15 protein-coding genes and 1 pseudogene are annotated in these 16,503 nt (G+C 74.9%); 9 read left to right on the top strand and 7 right to left on the bottom strand.

Annotated elements, in window-relative coordinates; all coding sequences use genetic code 11:
- Positions 1-125: 125 nt before the first annotated feature.
- The 3 genes and pseudogenes from ACFP6A_RS13160 to ACFP6A_RS13150 form a co-directional block, all read left to right on the top strand.
- A pseudogene (locus tag ACFP6A_RS13160) lies at positions 126-365 on the top strand (type II toxin-antitoxin system RelE/ParE family toxin); the annotation flags it as partial.
- A 1-nt stretch (position 366) separates the two neighbouring features.
- A complete protein-coding gene (locus tag ACFP6A_RS13155) occupies positions 367-672 on the top strand; it encodes a helix-turn-helix domain-containing protein (RefSeq protein ID WP_379604221.1) in 306 nt (101 codons plus the stop codon).
- A 210-nt stretch (positions 673-882) separates the two neighbouring features.
- Positions 883-2,076: an MFS transporter gene (locus tag ACFP6A_RS13150; protein ID WP_379604219.1), complete on the top strand. Its 1,194-nt coding sequence runs from the start codon at positions 883-885 to the stop codon at positions 2,074-2,076.
- On the opposite strand, the gene ACFP6A_RS13145 is transcribed toward ACFP6A_RS13150, so the two are convergent.
- The 3 genes from ACFP6A_RS13145 to ACFP6A_RS13135 all read right to left on the bottom strand — a co-directional run bounded on the left by ACFP6A_RS13145 (position 2,048) and on the right by ACFP6A_RS13135 (position 4,830).
- Complete coding sequence (locus ACFP6A_RS13145; protein WP_379604217.1) at positions 2,048-3,376, bottom strand: ABC1 kinase family protein; 1,329 nt, start codon at positions 3,374-3,376, stop codon at positions 2,048-2,050. The genes ACFP6A_RS13150 and ACFP6A_RS13145 overlap by 29 nt on opposite strands.
- Positions 3,373-4,464: a thiamine biosynthesis protein ThiF gene (locus tag ACFP6A_RS13140; RefSeq protein WP_379604215.1), complete on the bottom strand. Its 1,092-nt coding sequence runs from the start codon at positions 4,462-4,464 to the stop codon at positions 3,373-3,375. The genes ACFP6A_RS13145 and ACFP6A_RS13140 overlap by 4 nt, the downstream gene beginning before the upstream one ends.
- A 207-nt stretch (positions 4,465-4,671) precedes the next feature.
- Positions 4,672-4,830 (bottom strand): DUF5679 domain-containing protein, encoded by a 159-nt coding sequence (locus ACFP6A_RS13135; protein WP_379604214.1) that lies wholly within the window; start codon positions 4,828-4,830, stop codon positions 4,672-4,674.
- Between the two features lie 151 nt (positions 4,831-4,981).
- On the opposite strand from ACFP6A_RS13135, the gene ACFP6A_RS13130 reads away from it, so the two are divergent.
- Both ACFP6A_RS13130 and ACFP6A_RS13125 read left to right on the top strand, forming a co-directional pair.
- Positions 4,982-5,791 carry an enoyl-CoA hydratase/isomerase family protein gene (locus ACFP6A_RS13130; RefSeq protein WP_379604212.1) on the top strand — a complete coding sequence of 270 codons (810 nt, stop codon included), beginning with the start codon at positions 4,982-4,984 and terminating at the stop codon, positions 5,789-5,791.
- Positions 5,792-5,862: 71 nt separating this feature from the next.
- Complete coding sequence (locus tag ACFP6A_RS13125) at positions 5,863-6,471, top strand: M48 family metallopeptidase (protein WP_379604211.1); 609 nt, start codon at positions 5,863-5,865, stop codon at positions 6,469-6,471.
- On the opposite strand, the gene ACFP6A_RS13120 is transcribed toward ACFP6A_RS13125, so the two are convergent.
- The gene (locus ACFP6A_RS13120; protein WP_379604209.1) at positions 6,461-6,973 is read right to left on the bottom strand and encodes an Lrp/AsnC family transcriptional regulator; all 513 of its coding nucleotides are present in this window, start codon (positions 6,971-6,973) and stop codon (positions 6,461-6,463) included. The two genes, ACFP6A_RS13125 and ACFP6A_RS13120, sit on opposite strands and share 11 nt — an antisense overlap.
- Before the next feature lie 107 nt (positions 6,974-7,080).
- On the opposite strand from ACFP6A_RS13120, the gene ACFP6A_RS13115 reads away from it, so the two are divergent.
- The gene (locus ACFP6A_RS13115; protein ID WP_379604208.1) at positions 7,081-8,292 is read left to right on the top strand and encodes a trans-sulfuration enzyme family protein; all 1,212 of its coding nucleotides are present in this window, start codon (positions 7,081-7,083) and stop codon (positions 8,290-8,292) included.
- Here ACFP6A_RS13115 and ACFP6A_RS13110 read toward each other — a convergent pair.
- A complete protein-coding gene (locus ACFP6A_RS13110) occupies positions 8,256-8,837 on the bottom strand; it encodes an NUDIX hydrolase (RefSeq protein WP_379604207.1) in 582 nt (193 codons plus the stop codon). The two genes, ACFP6A_RS13115 and ACFP6A_RS13110, sit on opposite strands and share 37 nt — an antisense overlap.
- Positions 8,834-10,243, bottom strand: coding sequence for a zinc-dependent metalloprotease (locus ACFP6A_RS13105; RefSeq protein WP_379604206.1), 1,410 nt, complete (start codon positions 10,241-10,243; stop codon positions 8,834-8,836). Before ACFP6A_RS13105 ends, ACFP6A_RS13110 begins: the two co-directional genes overlap by 4 nt.
- A gap of 166 nt (positions 10,244-10,409) precedes the next feature.
- Between ACFP6A_RS13105 and ACFP6A_RS13100 the strand changes: the two genes are divergently transcribed.
- Positions 10,410-11,516: an NAD-dependent epimerase/dehydratase family protein gene (locus ACFP6A_RS13100; RefSeq protein WP_379604205.1), complete on the top strand. Its 1,107-nt coding sequence runs from the start codon at positions 10,410-10,412 to the stop codon at positions 11,514-11,516.
- A gap of 95 nt (positions 11,517-11,611) precedes the next feature.
- Entirely contained in the window at positions 11,612-12,718 is a 1,107-nt protein-coding gene (locus ACFP6A_RS13095) for a PDZ domain-containing protein (protein ID WP_379604204.1), read from the top strand.
- A 17-nt stretch (positions 12,719-12,735) separates the two neighbouring features.
- Here ACFP6A_RS13095 and ACFP6A_RS13090 read toward each other — a convergent pair whose 3' ends face one another.
- Positions 12,736-13,323 (bottom strand): PPA1309 family protein, encoded by a 588-nt coding sequence (locus tag ACFP6A_RS13090; protein WP_379604203.1) that lies wholly within the window; start codon positions 13,321-13,323, stop codon positions 12,736-12,738.
- Between the two features lie 118 nt (positions 13,324-13,441).
- Between ACFP6A_RS13090 and ACFP6A_RS13085 the strand changes: the two genes are divergently transcribed.
- Positions 13,442-16,447, top strand: coding sequence for a UPF0182 family protein (locus ACFP6A_RS13085; RefSeq protein ID WP_379604201.1), 3,006 nt, complete (start codon positions 13,442-13,444; stop codon positions 16,445-16,447).
- Positions 16,448-16,503: the final 56 nt, after the last annotated feature.

Raw genomic sequence — 16,503 nt, 5'->3', positions numbered from 1 at the left:
CCCTCGGCTTCCGCAACCTGACCAACTACATCGCGCGGTCCCTGCTCGAGACCGGAGGCTTCAGACCGCGACTACACCCTCAATCGTGAAGAGCCGGTTATCGGCGAAGTAGACAGCCGAGCGCGGAGCTGCGACCCGGCTCGTCAGGACGCAGCGAGGTACGCATCCTGTTCGCTTTCGATCCCAGGCGCAGGGCGATCCTGTTGGTGGCCGGTGACAAGCAGGGAGCGTGGCAGCGGTGGTACAAGACCAACATCCCCGTCGCTGACGACCGATACGACGCGCACCTGGACCGACTGCAGAGGCAGAAGGAACGACAAGCCGAGCCGCCGACGAAGGGTCGACGCAAGAAGAGTGGGAACTGACATGGCTAAGACGCTGAAGGATGTGTTGCGTGAGCGCCCGGGCAACCCCGAGCGTCAGGCAGCCCACAAGGAACGGATGCTCGCCGAAGTCCGCGCCTACAAGCTGCGCGAGCTGCGGGAGATGCTCGCACTCACCCAGACCGATGTCGCGAAGTCGCTGGAGATCAGCCAGAAGCGCGTCTCGGAGATCGAGCGTGGCCAGGTCGACTTCACCAAGGTCGACACGTTGCGCCGCTACGCCGACGCACTCGGCGGCACGCTGCGCGTCGAGGTCCAAGTGGGCGACGAGACCTTCCAGATCGCCTGACGGCATCATCACATCGCCATCCACTGGTCAGTGGTCGCCGTGCGGTGTCAGAGCCGCGGCCTCGACGTTGAGATGGCTCCACGCTGCACCGTCCGCTGAGTGACGCGCCGGTGCGCACCGGCCGTCCAGGACTCCCTGGTCCCGCTCACGGTCACCTCCCGGGCCCGCACCGACATCGGCGGCTGACCTCTCCCTGACTAGCCTCGCCCGGTGCCCGACCTGACGACCCGCGACCTGCTGCGCACCGACGGCGTCAGCGGCCTGCTCGTCACCGCTCTGACCGGGTTCGGCGGGTTCGCCCTGCTGCTGTCGGCGCTGCCGCTGTGGGCGGCCCGCGGCGGCGCCGGTGACGCCACCGCCGGGCTCGTCACGACGACCGCCACCCTCGTCGCTACCGTGGCGACCCAGTTCGCCGTCCCCGAACTGCTCGCCCGCGTGGGCATCGGCCCGGCGCTGGCCGCCGGGCTCGTGGCCCTCGGCGCTCCCGCCCCGCTCTACGCGCTGAGCACCGACCCGGCCGCCCTTGCCGCGGTCTCCGCCGTCCGCGGCGTCGGCTTCGGCCTGCTCACCGTCATCGGCAGCCTGCTCGTCGCCCTGCTCGCCCCGAAGGGCGCCTACGGGCGCACCGCCGGCCTGTACGGCGCGGCGATCGCCCTGCCGAACCTGCTCGCCGTCCCGGGCGGGGTGCTCCTCGCCGAGCGGTTCTCCTTCGAGCTCGTGCTGTGGCTCGGCGTGCTGCCCGTTCTCGGCGTCCCCGCCGCCCTGCGCTACGGGGACCTCGGCCGGCGCGCCGCGGGCTCCACCGCCCGCCCGTTCGACCCCGCCGCCGCCCGCGGTGCCACCGCCCCCGCGCTCGTCCTCGTCGCCGCCACCCTCGCCGGCGGGGGACTGCTCACGTTCGTGCCCATCGCGCTCACCGGGGCCGGGGCGCTCGCCGCCGTCGCCCTGTTCGCGTTCGGCGCCACGGCGGCCGTCGCCCGTTGGGCCGTCGGCGGACTCGCCGACCGGCGCGGCCCGGGTGGGCTGCTCGTGCCCGTGGTGCTGCTCACCGCGTCGGGCGTGCTCGTCACCGCCGCCGGCCTCGCCGGCGCCGCCGACTCACCCGCCGCCGCGAGCCCGGCGGCCGCCGTCCTCGTGCTGGCCGGCAGCGCCCTGACCGGCGTCGGCTACGGGGCGGTGCAGAACCTCACCCTGCTCCTCGCGTTCCGCCGCGCCGGCCCGGACGGGTCGGCGACCGCGAGCACGGTGTGGAACGCCGGGTTCGACACCGGCACCGCCGTCGGGGCGGCCGCGGTCGGCGGGGTCGCCGGCCTCGGCGCCGGCCTGCCCGGCGCGGTCGCGCTGACCGCCGTGCCGCTGCTGGCCGTGCTGCCGCTCACCCGGCGGCGGGATCCGGGGCCGTGAACTCCGGCAGGTAGGCCTCGAAGACCTCGAGCACCGGCACCTCGCCCTCGAGCTGGCACAGCACCCCGAGCGCACCCAGCCAGACCCGGTAGATGAGCAGGTACTCTGGCGGCAGGTTGAGCTTGAGCCCGGTCGACCACTGCGGCTTGCGCGGGTCGTTGATGTGCCCGAACAGCTCCTGCATCCACGCCCGGGTGAACCGGAACGTCTCGGTGCGCGCCGGGGCCAGGAACGGGGACAGGTACTCCAGCAGGCCCTCGGGGTCGATGGTCACCGAGGAACGGATGAACCCCTCCTCTCGCAGGCCCTCGACGACGTCCTCGGCCTGCCCGGCCAGAGCCAGGGAGAGCAGCCGGCCGATCTCCGGCGGCATCCCGTCGGGCAGCCGGTTGACCGCACCGAAGTCCAGGACGCCGAACCGGCCGTCCGGGGTGGTCCGGAAGTTCCCCGGGTGCGGGTCGGCGTGCAGCAGCCCGACCCGCTGCGGGCCGAGCAGCAGCAGCTCGGCGTACCGGCGGGCGACGGCGTCCCGCTCCTCCTGGGTACCCGAGGCGATGACCCGCGACAGCGGGACGCCCTCGAGCCACTCCGAGACGATGACGCGGTCGGTGGCCAGGACGACGGCGGGGATGGCGAAGTCCGGGTCGCCGGCGAACGCCTCGGCGAACCGGGACTGCGCCTCGGCCTCCAGCCCGTAGTCGAGCTCCTCGGCGACCCGCTCCTTGAGCTCGGCCAGGATCGGCCCCATGTCCAGGCCGGGGATCCAGCCCGTCGCCATCCGCGCCACCCGGGAGACCTGGTTGAGGTCGGAGATCAGCGCGTCCCCCGCACCCGGGTACTGCACCTTGACGGCGACCTGCCGGCCGTCCTTCCACCGGGCGCGGTGGACCTGGCCCACGGACGCCGCGGCGGCCGGGGTGTCGTCGAACTCGGCGAACGAGCGGCGCCACCGCGGCCCGAGCTGGTCGGCGAGCACCTTGTGCACGGTCGCCGCGGGCATCGGGGGAGCAGCGTCCTGCAGCTTGGTCAGCGTCGCCCGGTACGGGCCGGCCATCTCCTCGGGCAGCGCGGCCTCGAAGACGCTCAGCGCCTGACCGAACTTCATCGCCCCGCCCTTGAGCTCGCCGAGCACCTTGAACATCTGCTCGGCGGTGCGGGCCTGCACCTCGGCGGCGACCACCTCCGCGGACTTGCCACCGACCCGCTTGCCGATGCCCCACGCCGTCCGCCCCGCGAACCCGACGGGCAGGCTGGCGAGCTTGACGGACCGGGACAGCGCCTTGCGCGGCAGGTCGCTCACCCCGCCATTGTCCCTCCCGGCGCGCCCGGCGCGACCCCTGGTGGCCACCGGCACCCGCAGCGGGGGTGCGGCGGCCACGGCCGGGCCGCGATCTCGCCGTCCGGCAGCGACACCTCCAGGGCGGCGTCCCGCACCGCCGGCTGCCCCCCGTCGAGGTGGGCGAGCACCTGGACGACGGCCAGGGACGCCGCCAGGGCGGCGAGCGCCGTCTCCTCCGCCCCGGGCGTCCGGCGTCCGGTCACCTGGGCCAGCACCCGCGGCCACTGCGGGTCCCGGTCGGTGCGGTGCAGGTGCTGGCAGCGCAGGCAGCCGGTCACCCCCGGGACGACGAGCGGGCCCACCTCGACCCCCCGCTCACCCCACACGACCGGCAGGTGCGGCACGTCCTCACGCACCAGTGCCTCGCAGCGCACCGGGTCCGCGGCGCCGTGCACGACCAGGACGACGACGTCGGGCCGCGTGCCCGGCGGGGCGGACGTGCGGGTCCCCGGGTACCGGCGGGCCAGGACGTCGCGGGCGGCCTCCACCCGCGGCCGTCCGACGTCCTCGTCCCGCCAGCCGCCGGGGGCGACGTCCGCCGCGGTCACCGGGGCGAGCCGCGCCTGCTCGTCGGGGTCGACGACGACCGTGTCCACCAGCACCGTCCCGACGCCCGCGGCGGCGGCCGCGGTCGCCACGGCCAGGCCGGTGCGACCCGGTCCCAGCACGGCGACGCAGCGGTCGCGGCGCCGGGTGAGCACCTGCCAGCCGTCGCCGTGCGGGTAGGCCAGCCCGAGCACCGCGGCGTCCGGGGCCAGCCGCTGCCGGTCCGCGGCCGGCAACCCTGAGGACGGCGTGCCCCCGGGCGAGGCCAGTGCGCCGGCGGCCCGCAGCTCGGCGAGCAGGTCGTGCACCCGCTGCTCGGGGGCACCCAGCCGCTCGGCCAGCGCGAGCAGGGACTGCAGCGGCGCCCCGGCGGCCAGCCCGGTGAGCAGCTGCTCGTCGGCGGGGGTGAGCCCGTCCAGGACGGTGCCGTGCTCGCCGAGGCCGAGCTGAACCCGTCCCGTGCCGCGCCAGGCCACGGTCAGGCCGGGACGAAGTCGCAGCACGGTCGCCTCCTGCCGGTCAGGACCCGGGTCGGGACGGGATCCACCGGAGGGTGGCACGCCACCGCGCATCCCTGCCGGCGTCGTCCACAGCCGCCCGCTCGCCGCGCACCCCGGACGCGGCCGGCGCCGCCAGGCCACCTGACGAGGTGGCCGGACGGCGCCGGGACGTTGCTGCTGGGTCGTGCCCTGTGCTGCGGGGACCGCCGGTCAGGCCTTGCCGAGGATCCGGTTGAGGTTGGTGCCGCAGACCGGGCACGTGCCCTTGGCCATCCGGCGGCCGTTCGTCTCGACGACGCGGCCCTCCGCCTCGCGCTTCTCCTTGCACTTCACGCAGTAGAACTCGCCCTTGTAGGTCTCCTCGGCCATGAACGGCCTCCTTCTGTCGATGTCTGCTGAGGGTCCGCCCGCGCCGCGCTCCGGCGGCGGGCTCCCACGACCGCGGAGCACACTAGCCGAGCACGGGTCCGTGCTCACCCGCGGCGGTGGTCCGGCGCGTCGCGGCCGCTACCGTGCCGCCATGCCACCGGCCCCTGACCTGAACCTCGAGCACCTGCGCCTGGACCGCCGTGACGACGGCGTCGCCGTCCTCACCCTGGACCTGCCCGAGCGGCGGAACATGATGTCCGCGCCGATGACGGCGTCCTGGGGCCGGGCGATCGCCCACCTGGCCGCGGACGCGGAGCTGCGCTGCGTCGTCGTCACCGGCGCCGGTCCGGCGTTCTGCTCCGGCGGTGACACCAGCTGGATCGGCGCGGACCGCGACGCCGACGTCGCGACCCTGCGGCAGCGGATGATCGGCTTCTACCGGCAGTGGCTCGTGCTGCGGGACCTCGAGGTCCCGACCGTCGCCGCCGTCAACGGGGCCGCTGTCGGCGCAGGCCTCGCGCTGGCCCTGGCCTGCGACCTGCGGGTGGTCGCCGAGGACGCCCGGCTCGGGGTGCCGTTCACCGCGCTCGGCATGCACGCCGGGATGGCGACGACGTGGTCCCTGCCCGACGTGGCCGGGCTAGCCGTCGCCCGCGACCTGCTGCTCACCGGCCGGATGGTCGACGGCGTCGAGGCGGGCCGCCTGGGGATCGCCTCCCGGGTCGTGCCGGCCCAGGAGGTGCTCGACGTCGGGCTCGCGATGGCGGCCGACGTCGCCGCCCGGGCACCGATAGCGACCCGGCTGACGACGGTCGCCCTGCGCGGCGGCGGGCACGCCGACTACGCCACGGCGCTGGAGTGGGAGGCGCTCGCCCAGGCGGTGACCCTGGCCACCGAGGACCTACAGGAGGGGCTGGCCGCCCAGCGGGAGCGGCGCCGTCCGGTGTTCCGCGGTCGCTGAGCCGAAGCAGGCCTGAACGCCCTGCCTGTGGACGATCGCCGACCCCGGCGTGACGCAGGTAACGTGAGGTCATGGCTGCCGTGTCGCCCCCGGTCCAGGTGCGGCGTAGCCGCCGCCGTCGCCGCACCGTGACCGCCTACCGCGACGGCGGGACGACGGTCGTGTGCATCCCGGCGCGGTTCACCGCGGACCAGGAGGCCGCCTGGGTGGAGCGGATGCTCGCCCGCCTCGCCGCGCAGGACCAGCGCCGGCGGCCCGGCGACGCGGACCTCGAGCGCCGCGCCCGGGACCTGTCCGCCCGCTACCTCGGGGGCCGCTCGGTGCCGACGAGCGTGCGGTGGGCCGGTAACCAACGAACCAGGTGGGGGTCGGCCACCCCGGCCGACGGGACGATCCGCATCTCCACCCGGGTCCGGGGGATGCCCGGCTGGGTCCTCGACTACGTGCTGCTGCACGAGCTGGCCCATTTGATCGAGCCCGGTCACGGGCCGGCGTTCTGGGCGCTGCTCGACGGTTACCCGCGCACGGAGCGGGCGCGGGGCTACCTCCAGGGGGTGAGCGCCGCCGCCGACCTCGAGCTGGACGACGAGGAGCTGGCCGACGAGGACCTGGCCGACGACGCAGCCCCGGACGACGCAGCCCCGGACGACGCAGCCGCCGGCGACGTCGTCAGCCGCTGACCAGGTCGGTCGTGCCCCGGACGTGCTCGAAGATCAGGCTCGTCTCGGCGTGGACGACCGCCGGGTGCCCGGTGAGGTGGTCCAGGACGAAGTCCCGCAGCGCGTCGGAGTCGGCGACCGCGACGTGCAGCAGGTAGTCGTCGGCACCCGAGACGTGGAACAGCCCGACGACGCCCGGCAGGTCCGGAGCGGTGCGGCGGAACCGCTCGACCTCGGCCCGGTCGTGCGAGCGCAACCGGACGGCGATCATCGCCTGCAGGCCGTGCCCGACGGCGGCCAGGTCGACGTCGGCGTGCACCCCGCGCAGCACCCCGCGACGGCGCAGCTCGCGAACCCTGGCCAGGCACGTGGACGGGGCGACGCCGACCCGGGCCGCCAGCGCGTTGTTCGCCAGCCGGCCGTCCTCGACGAGCGCGGCGAGGATCTCCCGGTCCACCCGGTCCAGCGGGACCGACCGGCCTGCGGCCCGTGCGCGCGCACCCCGCAGATTGTTCGGCGTCATCCCCGCACCTCCGCATCACACCGACAACATCGGCGCACCGGACGCCGTGTCACCGAATCATCGTCGACATCCTGGCTATCCGTCAGCGGAGTGTTCATCATGCGGACATGACCGCGTTCAGCACCCGCGCCGTCCGCGCCGTCCACGCCGGCCGGTCCGGCCTCACCGAGGCCGGCGTGCACGTGCCGCCCATCGACCTGTCGACGACGAACCCCCTGCCCACCGTCGAGATCGGCGGGGAGAGCTACGACGCCCTCGCCTCCGGCGGCCTGCCGCAGGAGGGCCACAGCCACGTCTACGCCCGGCTGTGGAACCCCACCGTCGCCCGGTTCGAGGAGGCGCTGGCCGACCTCGAGGAGGCCGAGCAGTCGGTCGCGTTCGCCTCCGGGATGGCGGCGCTGTCCGCCGTCCTGCTCGGGCTGGCCGAGACCGGGCACCGGCACGTCGTCGGCGTCCGGCCGCTGTACGGCGGCAGCGACCACCTGCTGGCGACCGGCCTGCTCGGCACCGAGGTCACCTACACCGACCCGGCCGGCATCGGCGACGCGCTGCGCCCCGACACCGGGCTGGTCCTGCTGGAGACGCCCGGCAACCCGACCATGGACCTCGTCGACCTCGCGGCCGTCGCCGCCACCGTCCGCGACCGGGCGCCGCAGGCCGTGCTCCTGGTCGACAACACCTTCGCCACCCCGGTGCTGCAGCGGCCCGCGACCTTCGGCGCCGACCTCGTCATGCACTCGGCGACCAAGTACCTCGGCGGCCACGGCGACGTCGTCGGCGGTGTCGTCGCCACCGCCGGACCGCGGGCGGCCGACCTCGCCGCCCGACTGCGCCGGGTCCGTGCCATCACCGGCGCGGTGCTGCACCCGCTCGCCGGCTACCTGCTGCACCGCGGGCTGGCGACGCTGCCGGTCCGGGTCCGGGCGCAGAGCGAGAACGCCGGCAAGGTCGCCGAGGGGCTGCGGGCCCACCCGGCGGTCACCCGGGTGCACTACCCGGGCCTGGCCGAGTGCGACCCGCAGGGCCTCGTCGGCCGGCAGATGGAGTCGCCCGGCGCGATGCTCGCCTTCGAGGTCGACGGCGGCTACGAGGCGGCGTGCCGGGTGGCGGACTCCTGCCAGCTGGTCACCCATGCCGTGTCCCTCGGCGGTGTGGACACCCTCATCCAGCACCCCGCCGCGCTCACCCACCGGCCCGTCGCCGCCGACGCCAAGCCGCACCCGAACCTGCTGCGGCTGTCGGTCGGGCTCGAGGACCCCGAGGACGTGCTCGCGGACCTGCGTCAGGCCCTGGACGCGGCGTCGACGGCGCGGGCGTAGCCCCGCACCGCCGCCACGACCGCCGCCAGCCGGGCCGGCAGGTCCGCGACGGTCCCGGCCGGGAGGGCGTCCACCGGCCACCAGGCGACGTCGTGGCTCTCGTCGCTGACCACCGGCACCGCGCCAGCGGCAGCCACGCCGGCATACAGGACGTCGAGGTGCTCACGGCACCGCCCGAAGGCTGCCGACAGCGTGTGCCGGTGGAGGTCGACCGGCCCGTCGGGGACGAGGACGACGTCCGGGACGCCGGACTCCTCCCGCGCCTCCCGCAGCGCGGCGGCCGGCAGGTCGGCGTCCGAGTCCTCGAGGTGCCCGCCGAACTGCACCCACACGCCCGCCTTGGCGTGGTGGGTGAGCAGCACGTGCTGGCCCGCTGGGTCGAGCACGGTGCAGGAGGCGGTGAGGTGCGCCGGCGGCCCGTCGCGCCACAGCCCGTCGGGGTGGGCGGCGAGGTGGGCGAGGTAGTCCTCGCGCAGCCGGTCCTGGGCAGCGGACGGCGCCGACCACGCCGTCAGGGCGGCGACCGTCGTGTCGAGCAGCGTCACCCGCGCTCGGTCCCGTCCTCGGCCGCACCGTCGTCCCCGCCGTCCTCACCGGCGTCCTGGCCGTGCAGCAGCCGCTCGATGGCGGCGTCGACGTCCGCCGAGGAGGCCTCGGCGTCGCCGCGCCGCGCGGCGAACCCGGCCGGGTCGTCGAGGTCCTCGGCCGTGGGCAGCAGGTCGGGGTGCTGCCAGACGGCGTCCCGGCCGGAGCGGCCGCGCGCCTGCTCGAGCGTCGCCCACAGGGTCGCGGCGTCCCGCAGCCGGCGCGGGCGCAGCTCGAGCCCGACGAGCGAGGCGAGGGTGTGCTCGGCCGGGCCGCCGACGGCGCGACGACGACGGACCGCCTCGCGCAGCGCCCCCGCGGACGTCAGCCGCTCCCGCGCGGCGGCGTCGACGACCTCGTCCACCCACCCCTCGACGAGGGCGAGCGTCGTCTCCAGGCGGGACAGCGCCGCCTGCTGCTGCGGCGTGCGCTCGGGCTCGAAGAGCCCCTCGGACAGCGCCTGCTGCAGCGCCTGGGGGTCGGTCGGGTCGACGGACTGCACGGCCTGCTCGATGGCCGCCGTGTCGATCCGGATGCCGCGGGCGTAGGCCTCCACCGACCCGAGCAGGTGGGCGGCGAGCCACCCGGCCGCGGCGAACAGCCGGGCGTGCGCCGCCTCACGCAGCGCCAGGTAGATCCGCACGTCCTCGAGCGGCAGCTCGAGGCCCTCGCCGAACGCGGCGACGTTGGCCGGCAGCAGCGCGGTCGTGCCGCTGCCGGCGAGCGGCAGGCCGACGTCGGTGGCGGAGACCACCTCGCCGGCGAGCGCGCCGACGGCCTGGCCGACCTGCATCCCGAACACGGCGCCGCCGACCTGGCGCATCATCGTCCCGGCGGCGGCGACCATCGGACGCAGCTCCTCAGGGGCCTGCTGGGTCATCGCCTCGGCCATCGCGTCGGCGACCGACGTCGCGACCGGTCCGGCGAGGCGCTGCCAGGTCGGCATCGTCGCCTCCACCCACTCCGAGCGCGACCACGCCCGAGGTGCCGCGCCGGCGGCGGGCAGGTCGGTCACCTCGTCGAGCCACAGGTCGGCCAGGCGCAGAGCCTCGACCGCCGCGCGGCCCTCCCGGTCGCCGACGGCCGGGTCGCCGCCGGCGGCGGCGCCCTGGCGGGCCACGTCGCGGGCCAGCTCCCAGTTGACCGGCTCGTCGCTCGCGGTGGAGAGCATCCGCTGCACCTGGCCGAGGATCCGCGCGAGCACCGCCGGGTCCGACGGCAGGCCGGCCGCGGCCATCTGCGCCGGGTCGAGCCCGGGCACGCCCGGGCCGAGCCCGCCACCGCCGAGCAGCCGGCCGAGCATCTCCGACAGCGGGTCCTGGGGCTCCTCCGGCTCGTCGGGACGGCGGTCGCGGTCGTCGGTCATGCGGAGGCCTCCTGGCGGGTCCTGGGTGCGGTGGGCACGCCGGACGATGATGATGGGGATGGATGATGGGGATGATGGGGTCCAGCAGACGATGCGATCCAGTAGATGACGGGACCCAGTACACGCTAGGCGGTCGGTGCGGGTGAGCGGAGTCTCGGTGGGGTCCGTGACGGGTCAGGTTCGCTCTGGGCGCAGCGACAGCGGTCCGCTCGTCGCCGTGACCGGCGCGGCGTCCCCCGCCGGGCAGGCGGTGACCCGGGCCCTGCTCCGCCAGGCGGACGCCGGCCGCGTCCGGGCCGTCGTGGCCGTCGACGCCGTCCGCGGCCCGGTGGACGGCGCGCACTGGCGGGTCACCGACCTGGCGGAGCCCACGGTGGCGGAGTGCCTGCGGGACGTCGACGTCGTCGTCCACGTCGCCGCCTCCGACGACCTGGAGGCTGCCCTGGCCGAGCCGCCGGCGCAGCGGCGGGCGCGCGTCGTCCGGACGGCGCAGGCCGTGTTCACCTCGGCGGCCGCGGTCGGCGCCCGCCGGCTCGTCGTGGTCACCAGTGCGATGGTGCTCGGCGCGTCGCCGGACAACCCGGTGCCGTTGCCGGAGGACGCGCCGCTGCGCCGGGACGGCGACGACGGCCTCGTCGGCGACATGCTGGAGGTCGAGTGGCTGCTCGACCGGGTGCCGCGGACCCACCCTGGCGTGCGGACCACCGTCGTCCGCCCGGCCGCCCTCGTCGGCGAGGGCGTCGACACCGTCGTCACCCGGCACTTCGAGGCACCGCGCCTGCTCACCGCCACCGGCACCGCGATGCTGTGGCAGTTCTGCCACGTCGACGACCTGGGGGAGGCGGTCGCCACCGCGGTCACCGAGGACCTCACCGGTCCGCTCACCGTCGGCTGCGACGGGGTGCTCACCGAGCAGTCGGTGGCGACCCTCGCCGGGATGCGCCGGATGGAGCTGCCGCTTGCCCTGGCCCTCGGCACCGCCGAGCGACTGCACCGGGCCCGGGTGCTGCCGATGCCGCCGGAGGACCTGGCCTACGTCGTCCACCCGTGGGTGGTGCCCTCGACCCGGCTGCGGGAGGCGGGCTGGCGGCCCCGCTACGACAACGAGACCTGTCTCGGCGTCCTGCTCGAGCAGGTCCGCGGCCACCACGCGCTCGCCGCCCGGCGCCTGGACCGGCGCGACGCGGCCCTCGGCGCGGCGGGCGCGGCCGTCGCCCTCGTCGGCACGGCGGCGGCCTGGCGGCAGGCGCGGGTCCGGCGCCGGCGCCGGTGACCCAGGCACCGGTGACCCAGGCACCGGTGACCCGCACGGCAGTGCCGCCGCCCTTCCCAGGGTGCTCCCAGGGAGCGGGTGTCTAGGCTGTCCCGGTGAGCGCACCGGTCTCCGTCGAGGAGCAGGCGGACGGCGGGACGGCCGGCTCCGCGCGGCACCGCCTGGGGTGGGCGACCCGCGCGCTGCTGCCGGCCTTCCTCGGGATCCTGCTGTTCTCGGTCCTGGCGGTGGTACCCCTCCCGTTCGCGATCATGAAGCCCGGCCCGGTCCGCGACACCCTCGGGGAGTACCGCGGCGAGCCCCTCATCCAGGTCGACGGGCACCCCACGTACCCGACGGACGGCGCGCTGGAGCTCACGACGGTGTCGGTCTTCGGCGGACCAGGCGGGGACGTCTTCGCCCTCGACGTGCTGCTCGCCTGGCTGCGCCCCGAGGAGTCGGTGCTGCCCGAGGACGAGGTGTTCCCGCCGGACGTCACCGAGCAGGACATCGAGCAGCGCAACGCCGAGGAGATGGTGTCCTCCCAGGAGAACGCGACCGCCGCGGCGATGCACGAGCTCGGTATCCCCGTGCCCACGACGCTCACCGTCGCCGGGTTCTCTCCCGGCTCGGACGCCGAGGAGGTACTGGCCGAGGGGGACGTCGTGCTCGCCGTGGACGGCCAGGAGGTGCCGGACCTGCCCCAGCTGCGGGACCGGATGCAGCAGGTCGACCCGGGGGACCCGGTCACGGTGCGCGTCGAGCGCGACGGGGCGCCCGTCGAGGTCGAGGTGACGACGACCAGCGGGCCGGAGGGGGAGACGCTGCTCGGGGTCCTCATCGATCCCCGCTACGAGTTCCCGTTCGACGTCAGCATCCAGATCGAGGACATCGGCGGCCCCAGCGCCGGGCTGATGTTCGCCCTGGGCATCGTCGACAAGCTCACCCCGGGGGCGATGACCGGCGGGGAGCGGATCGCCGGCACCGGCACCATCGACTCCTCCGGGCGGGTGGGCCCCATCGGCGGCATCCGGCAGAAGCTCGTCGGCGCCGCGAGCAGCGGGGCCACGCACTTTCTCGCCCCGGCGGGCAACTGCGACGAGGTCGTCGGAGCGGTTCCCGAGGGCCTGCAGGTGGTGCGGGTCGAGACGCTGGGGGAGGCGCGGGACGCGGTCGAGGCCATCGCCGACGGCGCGGACGCTGACCTGCCGACCTGCCGGTGACGTCAGTCCTCGAGCGGTCAGTCCTCGAGGGTGCGCCGCAGCGCCTCGACCAGACCGGGGACGAGGTCCGTGCCGCTGGCCACGGCCGCGTCGTCGTCGTGACGGCGGGTCCGCAGCGCGCACGCCGAGTGCCCCGAGCGCAGCACGCCGGCCGCCATCCGGACGTCCTCGCGGGCCGGGTGGGCGAGCAGCTGCTCGACGGCGGCGTCCGGGTCGGCCGGCAGGCCCGCCTCGGCCTCCGGCGGCACGACGATCCGCTCGACGACGATCGCCGCGCCGTCCACGGTGGGAGGCCAGGCGATCCGGCCGAGCAGCTCCTCGAGGGTGTCGACCTCGGGCAGTCCCTCCTGCTCCACCGACGTGACGTGCTCGGGGTCCGCGTCGGCGGAGGCGACGAGGTCCGGCGGCAGCTGCTGGCGCAGGCTCGGGTCCCGCGCGATCGCCTGTGCGGTCCGGATCAGGGCGAACACCCGCACTGGCCCGTCCCAGCCGCCACGCGCGACGTGACGCTCGAGCTCGCGGACGGCGCGGTCCAGGGCACGCCCGGTGTGGTCCATCGGGGCCGGCCCGTCGGACGGGAAGGGCTCGTTGGTGGCCGGGTGCACACCACGATGGTCGCACGTGGGAACCTAGGGGACAGCCCAGCAGTTCCGGTGGTGTCCCGAGCGGCACCGCCGGGTACCGTGCCGATGCCACGCCGACGCCAGTGAGGTCCGACGCCCCGTGACGTTCCCCTCCGACCCCCGAGCCGGCCGCCCTGTGGTCCAGCGCCGTCGGCGCAGCCCGCTGGTGCCCACTCTCGTCGTGCTCGGCGCCATCGTCCTGCTGCTCGTGGTCACCGCCGAGATCTGGACCGAGGTGCTCTGGTTCGACCAGGTCGGGTACAGCCAGGTGTACCGGACCCGGTTGGTCTCCCAGGTCGTGCTGTTCGTCGCCGGCGCCGCGATCATGGCGGCCGCGGTGTTCGCCAGCCTCTCCTTCGCCTACCGCAGCCGCCCGGTCTACGCCCCGGTGTCCCCGGAGCAGCAGAGCCTGGACCGCTACCGGGAGTCCCTCGAACCGCTGCGCCGGCTCGTGCTCATCGCGCTGCCCGCGGGCCTGGGCCTGTTCGCCGGCTCCGCCGCCGCCCAGCAGTGGGAGACCGTGTTGCTGTGGCTCAACCGGACCTCGTTCGGTGCGACCGACCCCGAGTTCGGGATGGACATCGGGTTCTTCGTCTTCACCCTGCCGTTCCTGCGGTTCGTGCTCGGCTTCCTCACCGCGGTCGTCGTCCTGGCCGCGCTCGCCGGCGCGGCGACGCACTACCTGTACGGCGGGTTCCGCCTGCAGGGGCCGGGGGAGCGGACCACGAAGGCTGCCCGGGTCCACCTGGCCTTGCTCGGCGCGCTGCTCGTGCTGCTGCAGGCCGGCTCGTACTGGCTGGACCGGTACTCCCAGGTCATCGACGACAGCGGGCTGTTCACTGGCGCCGGCTTCACCGGGGTCAACGCGGTCATCCCCGCGCGGACGATCCTGGCCATCATCGCCGTCATCGTCGCTGTGCTGTTCGTCGCCACGGCGTTCACCGGAACGTGGCGGATCCCCACCGTCGGCGTCGGGCTCATGGTCGTCTCGGCGATCGCGGTCGGTGGGATCTACCCGGCCGTCGTCCAGCGCTTCCAGGTCCAGCCCAGCGAGCAGTCGCGCGAGGCCCCGTACATCGAGCGCAACATCCAGGCGACCCGGGCGGCGTTCGACATCGACGACGTCGAGGAGATCCCCTACAACGCCGAGGAGGAGGGGGAGCCCGGGGCGCTGCGCGAGGACGCCGAGACGACGGCGTCCATCCGCCTGCTCGACCCGTCGCTGGTCAGCCCTGCCTTCCGCCAGCTGCAGCAGGGCCGGCAGTACTACGCCTTCCCCGACACCCTGGACGTCGACCGGTACGACATCGAGGGGGAGACGCGGGACGCCGTCGTGGCGGTGCGCGAGCTCGACCTCGACGGCCTGGCCGACAACGCCCGCAGCTGGATCAACGACCACACCGTCTACACGCACGGGTTCGGCTTCGTCGGCGCCTACGGCAACCAGCGCACTCCCGGCGGGGAGCCGGCGTTCTTCCAGCGCGGCATCCCGCCGGTCGGTGAGCTCGAGCTCGAGGAGCCGCGGGTCTACTTCGGGGAGAGCTCGCCGTCGTTCTCGATCGTCGGCGCGCCTGAGGGGGCCCCGCCGCGCGAGCTGGACTACCCCGACGACGAGGCGCCGAACGGACAGCGGAACACGACGTACACCGGGGACGGGGGGCCGGACGTCGGGTCCCCGGTCAACCGGCTGCTGTACGCCATCAAGCTGCGGGACTGGAACCTCCTGCTGTCGGACGCGGTGAACTCCGAGTCGCAGATCCTCTACGACCGGCACCCGCGGGACCGGGTGGAGAAGGTGGCGCCGTTCCTCACCCTCGACGGCAACGTGTACCCGGCCGTGGTCGACGGGCGGATCAAGTGGATCGTCGACGGCTACACGACGTCGGACGCCTACCCGTACTCCTCCCTCGAGCAGCTGGGCGACCTCACCATCGACACCCTCACCGCGACGTCCCAGTCGGTGGTCGCGCTGCGGGCGCAGGAGGTCAACTACATCCGCAACTCGGTCAAGGCCACCGTCGACGCCTACGACGGCTCGGTGACCCTGTACGCCTGGGACGAGAACGACCCGGTGCTGCAGGCGTGGACGAACGTCTTCCCCGACATGGTGCGGCCGCTCAGCGAGATCGACGGCGAGCTGATGAGCCACTTCCGGTACCCGGAGGACCTGTTCAAGGTCCAGCGGGAGGTGCTGTCCAGCTACCACGTCGAGGACCCTGACGCGTGGTACTCCGAGCAGGACTTCTGGCGGACGCCCAACGACCCGACCTCGGACCAGGAGGAGCCGCAGCCGCCGTACTACCTGACCCTGCAGATGCCGGGCCAGGACGACCCGTCGTTCTCCCTCACCTCGACGTACATCCCTCGGGCGACGGGGGAGAGCGTGCGCAACGTGCTCACCGGGTTCGTCGCGGTGGACGCCGAGGCCGGCAGCGAGGACGGCGAGCGACGGGAGGGCTACGGCCAGATCCGGTTGCTCACCCTCCCGCGGTCCTCGGTCGTCAACGGCCCGGGCCAGGTGCAGAACGACTTCAACTCCAACCCGGCCGTGTCCGAGTCGCTCAACGTGCTGCGGCTCGGGGAGTCCCAGGTCCTCAACGGCAACCTGCTGACCCTGCCGGTCGGCGGCGGTCTGCTGTACGTGCAGCCGGTGTACGTGCAGAGCGCCGGGGAGACCTCCTACCCGCTGCTGCGCCGGGTGCTCGTGTCCTTCGGGGACGAGATCGGCTTCGCCGACACCCTGGACGCCGCACTCGACCAGGTCTTCGGTGGCGACTCCGGCGCGGAGGCCGGGGACGCCGGCACGCCGGTGACCGGCGGGGACACCGTCCCGCCGGCCGAGGGCGAGGAGCCGCCCGCCGAGGGCGAGCAGCCACCTGCGGACGAGCCGGCCCCGACCACGGCGCCGACCGTGCCCGGGGACGCCCAGAGCCGGCTGACGGACGCGCTGCAGCGGGCCAACGAGGCTCTCCAGGACGGGCAGGCGGCACTGTCCGAGGGCGACTTCGCCGCCTACGGCGAGGCCCAGGAGCGCCTCCAGGCGGCCATCGAGGACGCGCTCGCCGCCGAGGCCGAGCTCGACGCGGGCGCAGCCACCGACCAGTGACGTCGTCCCGGGGCCGGGCGATTTGCCTCCCGGCCCCGGGACGACGTACGGTGATG

Source organism: Quadrisphaera sp. GCM10027208 (assembly GCF_042658805.1).
GTDB lineage: Bacteria > Actinomycetota > Actinomycetes > Actinomycetales > SCSIO-59966 > SCSIO-59966.
Note: the sequence above shows the minus strand (reverse complement) of the source record. Positions and strands in the feature narration are given on the sequence as shown.